Genomic DNA, 6,017 nt, shown 5'->3' on the forward strand with positions numbered 1-6,017 from the left:
GGGCCCCGCGACGGCGACGAGCCGCCGAGGTGACCGGGGTGCCGCCGCGACCGGGCGCCCGCTCCGGTCCGCCGCGTCCAGCTGCTCCTTGATCACCTTCAGCGGGAGGTAGTGGTCCCGCTGGGCGGACAGCACGAACCGCAGCCGCTCCACGTCGGCCGGGGTGAACTGACGGTATCCGGACGGTGTGCGCGCGGGCCGGACGAGCCCTTCCGATTCGAGGAACCGGATCTTGGAGATCGTCACGTCGGGGAAGTCGGGGCGTAGCTGCCCCAGCACGGCCCCGATGCTCAACCCGTCGCGCCGTGACCGCCCGGCCGCCGTCACCGCGCCTCCTGGCCCCCGTGTCCGGGACCGGTCAGGAAGACGAGCCGGAACTTGCCGATCTGCACCTCGTCGCCGCCCGAGAGCACCGCCTGGTCCACCGGCTCGCGGTTGACATAGGTGCCGTTCAGGCTTCCCACGTCGATCACGACGAACTCGCCGCCCTCGCGGCGGAATTCGGCGTGCCGCCGGGACACCGTGACGTCGTCGAGGAAGATGTCGCTGTCCGGGTGCCTGCCCGCGCTCGTGGTGTCACGATCGAGCAGGAAGCGCGACCCGGCGTTCGGCCCGCGCTTGACCACCAGCAGTGCGGAGCCCGCCGGCAGCGCGTCGACACCGGCGTCCTGCGCCTCCACCGCAGGCGCCTCCTGGCCCTCCACCTCCGACAGGAAGTCGGCCCGGAACACGGAGGTCCGCTCCGGAGACTGCTCCGGGGGAACGCCGGGCTCGTCGTTCGTGCTCACCTGAGCTCTCCTTACGCACTGAAGTGTCGTCGTCGAAACCTGGTGTAGTCAACGTACCGTGCCAGGACGCCTCGTGGTCCCGGGGCTCCCGGATCAATCGTTGATCACACGCTGGTAGGCCGGGGCGTCGAGCAGGCTCTCCGCCGCCTCCGGATCGTCCGGAGCGATCTCGACGAGCCACCCCTGCCCGTACGGGTCGCTGTTGACGAGTTCCGGCGTGTCGGCGACCACCTGGTTGACCGCGACGATCTCGCCCGCGACGGGGCAATACAGCTCCGAGACGCTCTTGGTCGACTCGATCTCCCCGAACGCCTCGCCCGCCGCACATCGGCGGCCCACGTCCGGCAGCTCGACGAACACGACGTCGCCGAGCTGGTCCTGGGCGTAGGCGGTGATGCCCACCCGCGCCGTACCGCCTTCGCGCGGGGCAAGCCACTCGTGGTTCTCGGTGTAGCGCAGCTCTTCCGGAGTCGACAACCGCCCGTTTCCTCTCTTGGTTCCCACGGCGACGGGCTCCTCGTTCTCGCCCGTCGCGCGCATCCTCGCACAGACTGGGCCGGGCCCGCCCGCGCCGCGAACGCGCGAATCCGCGACCCGCTCCACGCGGATCTCAGCCGCCGCGGCGACCCACCACGGCGGAGGCGACCTGCCAGACGTACAACGCCGCCGACCACAGGTAGAGCACGGCACCCCAGACGGTGAACGCGAACGCGAACGGGCGGGCGGCCTCCGCGAAGGCCGAGTCGCCCTTGGTGATCAGCAGCAGCGGCAGGGCGTACATCAGCGTGAACGTGGCCGCCTTGCCGACGTAGGTGACCTCGGGCGGCGCGAACCCCGCGCGGCGCAGCACCAGCAACGCCACACCGACGGCCACCTCGCGGGCGAACAGGGTGAGCACGATCGAGGTGGGCACGATGTCGCGCAGCAGGAACGCCAGCAGCGCGGTCATGATGTAAAGGCGGTCGGCCGCGGGGTCGAGGATCTGCCCGACCCTGCTCGTCTGATTCAGCAGGCGGGCGAGCTTGCCGTCGAGCCAGTCGGTGAACCCGCCGAACACCAGCAACGCCAGCGCCCACTCGTCCTCCCGCGGCCCCAGCAGGAGCCACAGGAACACCGGTACCCCGGCCAGTCGCAACAACGACAGAAGGTTGGGTACGGTCAGCAGCTCCCGGGCCGGTGACATGCGGTCACCAGCCACGCGGACAGGCCGGACTTTTGTCACCCGCTCACCGTAGCCGCACTGTGCATCGCCCTGATCAGGTGGAGCGCCGATAGCTCCAGCCCCGCTTCCGCAGCTCCTCCCCGCTCAGCGCCTGCGGGCGCCCGTGCCGGTCCGTGCCCATCCAGCGAGGGCGTCCCGAACCGCTTTCCAGCACGTACGGCCGTCCCCGGCTCCACACGACGGTGCACGGAGTCGTCGGTGGCGGTGGGGTGGGCTCGGGAGTCCGAGGTTCCGGTGCGCTGTCCTGATCGGTCGTCATGGTCGCCTGCGCTCACTCCGCGGTGGGTCACTGTGTGTCGATCGCCATGCCGCCGCCGCGCGTGTCGCCGGCGTGTCGACGATCTCTGTGGGGAGGGTTGCCGGTGAGGCGGCCCCGCACACGGCCGACCGCACTCACCGGCCTCATCGGTACCTCACCACACGGTGTTAACCCGACCCGTGAACTTCTCCCCGTTTACCCCCGGACGGACGACCGTCGCCGGAGGCCGGGGCCACCCACGCGGGTCAGGACTTCAGGGAGGGAAAGTCGTCCTCGGCGAACTCGCCCTCCGGGCGCGAGCCGGCCTCGCCCTCCGGACGTGTTCCGGCCGTGTCGTCCTCGGCCCGCCGCAGCTCGACGCGGCGGATCTTGCCCGAGATCGTCTTCGGCAGGTCGGCGAACTGAAGCCTGCGGATGCGCTTGTACGGGGCCAGGTGTGCGCGGCAGAACGCGAGAATGCTCTCCGCCGTGGCGGCCGTGGGCTCGTACCCGCTCGCCAGCACCACGTACGCCTTCGGCACGGCGAGCCGGAGCGCGTCCGGCGAAGGCACCACGGCGGCCTCGGCCACCGCCTCGTGTTCCAGCAGCACGCTCTCCAGCTCGAACGGCGAGATCCGGTAGTCGGAGGCCTTGAACACGTCGTCGGTACGCCCGACGTAGGTGATGTAGCCGTCCTCGTCGATCGAGGCGACGTCGCCGGTGTGGTAGTAGCCACCGGCGAAGGCCGTGGCCGTGCGCTCCTCGTCGTCGGCGTAGCCGACCATCAACCCGGCGGGACGGTCGGAGAGGTCGAGGCAGATCTCGCCCTCCCGCGTGGGCTCGCCGGAGACGGGGTCGACGAGGGTGACCGCGAAGCCCGGCACCGCTCGCCCCATCGAACCCGGCCGCACCGGCTGCCCCGGCGTGTTGGCGATCTGCACACTGGTTTCGGTCTGGCCGAACCCGTCGCGGATGGTCACGCCCCACGCCTGCCGGACCTGCTCGATCACCTCCGGGTTGAGCGGCTCCCCCGCCCCGACCACCTTGGCGGGCGGGGTGTCCAGGGAGGACAGGTCGGCCTGGATGAGCATGCGCCACACCGTCGGCGGCGCGCAGAAGCTCGTGACCCCGCACCGGGCCATCTGGCCGAGCAGGGCGCCCGCGTCGAAGCGGGTGTAGTTGTAGAGAAACACCGTCGCCTCGGCGTTGAGCGGGGCGAACACGTTGCTCCACGCGTGCTTGGCCCAGCCCGGCGAGGAGATGTTGAGGTGCACGTCGCCCGGCTCAAGCCCGATCCAGTACATCGTCGACAGGTGCCCGACGGGGTAGGACACGTGCGTGTGCTGCACGAGCTTGGGCTGGGCGGTGGTGCCGGAGGTGAAGTACAGCAGCAGCGGGTCGTCGGCCCGCGTCGGCCCGTCCGGCGTGAATTCGGTCCCGGCGGCGTAGGCGTCGGCGAACGACTCCCAGCCCGCCACCGGCTCGCCGACGGCGATGCGGGTGTAGTCGCCCGGGACGTCGGCGAAGGTGGCGGTGTCGGTGTCGCGCACCACGACGTGCCGTGCCGCGCCGCGGTCAACCCGGTCACGCAGATCGGCGGCGCCGAGCAGTGTCGAGGCGGGGATCACGACCGCGCCCAATTTGATCGCCGCCAGGATCGTCTCCCACAGCTCGACCTGGTTGCCGAGCATGAGAATGATCCGGTCGCCCCGGCGCACGCCGCGCTCGGCCAGCCAGTTCGCCACCTGATTCGAACGGCGGGACAGCTCCGGATAGGTCCACCGGTTCTCCGTGCCGTCCTCCTCGACGATCCACAGCGCGGCGCGTTCGGCGTTGGCCGCCTCGCCCGCCACCCGGTCGAACCAGTCCAGTGCCCAGTTGAACTCGGTGAACTCGGGCCAGCGGAACTCGCGGTAGGCCGTGTCGTAGTCCTCGCGGTGTGTCAGCAGCTGGTCGCGGGCCTCGCGGAACCGCTCGTAGGCCGTGCTGTCTCCCACGCGGGTCTCCCTCCTCATTCGCCGGTGAACTCGGGGTCGCGGCGCTGCAGGAACGCCTGCACCGCCTCGTTGAGGTCCTTGCTCGGCAGGAACGCGGCGTTCCACGTCGCGACGTGCCGGAGTCCGGTGTGGACCTGGTGTTCGGTGTTGACGGAGAGTACGTCCTTGACTCCCTGCACCACCAGGGGAGGATTGGCGGCGATCTCGCGGGCGGTGGCCCTGGCCGCCTCCAGCACCGCGTCGCGGTCCGGGTGGACGTCGTTGACCAGTCCGATCCGCTCGGCGCGGGCGGCGTCGATGTCCCGGCCGGTGAGCGCGAGCTCGCGCAGGTGGCCGTCGCCGATGATCGGGGCGAGGCGTTGCAAGCTGCCCATGTCGGCGACGATGGCGACCTTCACCTCCCGCACGCTGAACCGCGCGTCGGCGCTGGCCAGGCGCATGTCGGCGGCGGCGATGAGGTCGACCCCTCCGCCGACGCACCAGCCCGCCACGGCCGCGATCACGGGCTTGCGGGTCCGGGCCACGGAGGTGACGGAGTCCTGCATGCGGCGGATCTCGTCGAGGAACTCACGCCGGGGCCCCGCCAGCGCGTCGCCGCCGAGGTAGTCCGACCAGGACGGAAGCATCGCGGGCAGATCGAGGCCGTAGGAGAAGGTGTTCCCGCTGCCGGTGAGCACGATGGCGCGCACGTCGGGGTCGGCGTCGAGGTCGCCGAAGACCAGGGGCAGCTCGCGCCAGAAATCGGGGCCCATCGCGTTGCCCTTGCCGGGTCCCACCAGGGTCACCTCGGCGACGTGCCCGGTGCGCTCGACGGTCATCGAGACGAGCTCGCGTCCGGCCGGGTCGGCGGGGGTGGTCTCGTGCGTGCCTTCTGTGTCTTCGGTGCCAGTCATGCCGCCATCCTGGCCCACCCCGCGCCGACCGTCCCGCCCGGCCCGCGCGGCCCGCGCGGTGTCACACCCACCCGGGCCGTCGGGAGTGCCCGGGCCACGGCACCTCAGGCCTGCTCGGGCGCGAGTCCGGCCACCGGACCGATGACGGTCACCGCCGGGGGACGGATACCGGCCTCGGCGGCGTCGGAGGCGATCGTCGCGAGCGTGGAGCGCACCACGAACTGGGCGGGCGTGGTGCCGTCCTGGATCACCGCGACGGGGGTGTCGCCCGGCCTGCCCGCCGCGACCAGCGCGTCCGCGAAGAGCCCGATCCGCTCGACGCCCATCATCAGCACGACCGTCCCGCTCATCCGGCCGAGCGCCTCCCAGTCGACCAGACTGCGTTCGTCGCCGGGCGGTACGTGCCCGGACACGACGACGACCTCGTGGGCCACGCCGCGATGGGTCACCGGCACGTCGGCCACGGCGGGCGCGGAGAAGGCGCTGGTGATGCCGGGGACGACCGTGACGGGCACCTTCGCCTCGGCGCAGGCGAGCAGTTCCTCAAACCCGCGTCCGAAGACGTACGGGTCACCGCCCTTGAGCCGGACCACGAACCGGCCCGCCGTCGCGTGCTCGATGAGCGTGCGATTGATCACGTCCTGGGCGGCGGCGCGCCCGTACGGGATCTTGGCCGCGTCCACGATCTCGACGTGCGGCGGCAACTCGTCGAGCAGGTCGCGCGGAGCGAGCCGGTCCACCACCACGACGTCGGCCCGGGCCAGCAACCTCCGCCCGCGCACCGTGATCAGTTCGGGATCGCCGGGCCCACCACCGACCATGGCCACTCCCCCGCGCGCCGGATCGCCGGGCGCGGCCTCGCGGTCGGCACCGCCGCCC

At 71.6% G+C, this 6,017-nt stretch carries 7 protein-coding genes; all 7 read right to left on the minus strand.

Annotation, left to right across the window (positions count from 1 at the left end):
- Positions 1–327: transcriptional regulator FtsR (ftsR, locus tag SACSA_RS20845; RefSeq protein ID WP_198008890.1), on the minus strand; the 327-nt coding region annotated here is incomplete at its 3' end.
- Positions 324–788: a glycogen accumulation regulator GarA gene (garA, locus tag SACSA_RS0100520; protein ID WP_019812628.1), complete on the minus strand. Its 465-nt coding sequence runs from the start codon at positions 786–788 to the stop codon at positions 324–326. The genes garA and ftsR, both read right to left, overlap by 4 nt.
- A 93-nt stretch (positions 789–881) precedes the next feature.
- The gene (gene gcvH, locus SACSA_RS0100525) at positions 882–1,265 is read right to left on the minus strand and encodes a glycine cleavage system protein GcvH (RefSeq protein WP_028661390.1); all 384 of its coding nucleotides are present in this window, start codon (positions 1,263–1,265) and stop codon (positions 882–884) included.
- 133 nt (positions 1,266–1,398) lie between these two features.
- Complete coding sequence (locus SACSA_RS0100535) at positions 1,399–1,971, minus strand: CDP-alcohol phosphatidyltransferase family protein (RefSeq protein WP_019812631.1); 573 nt, start codon at positions 1,969–1,971, stop codon at positions 1,399–1,401.
- Positions 1,972–2,514: 543 nt separating this feature from the next.
- Entirely contained in the window at positions 2,515–4,245 is a 1,731-nt protein-coding gene (locus SACSA_RS0100540) for an AMP-binding protein (RefSeq protein ID WP_019812633.1), read from the minus strand.
- A gap of 14 nt (positions 4,246–4,259) precedes the next feature.
- The gene (locus SACSA_RS0100545; RefSeq protein ID WP_019812635.1) at positions 4,260–5,138 is read right to left on the minus strand and encodes a crotonase/enoyl-CoA hydratase family protein; all 879 of its coding nucleotides are present in this window, start codon (positions 5,136–5,138) and stop codon (positions 4,260–4,262) included.
- 104 nt (positions 5,139–5,242) lie between these two features.
- On the minus strand, positions 5,243–6,017 hold a 775-nt coding region (cobA, locus tag SACSA_RS20850; RefSeq protein WP_019812637.1), incomplete at its 5' end, for a uroporphyrinogen-III C-methyltransferase.

Source organism: Saccharomonospora saliphila YIM 90502 (genome assembly GCF_000383795.1).
Taxonomy (GTDB): domain Bacteria; phylum Actinomycetota; class Actinomycetes; order Mycobacteriales; family Pseudonocardiaceae; genus Saccharomonospora; species Saccharomonospora saliphila.

What these genes read in the sequence shown, in the direction of transcription:
- SACSA_RS0100535 (WP_019812631.1), bottom strand. Translation starts at nt 1,971, where the DNA reads ATGTCACCGGCCCGGGAGCTGCTGACCGTACCCAACCTTCTGTCGTTG.
- SACSA_RS0100545 (WP_019812635.1), bottom strand. Translation starts at nt 5,138, where the DNA reads ATGACTGGCACCGAAGACACAGAAGGCACGCACGAGACCACCCCCGCC.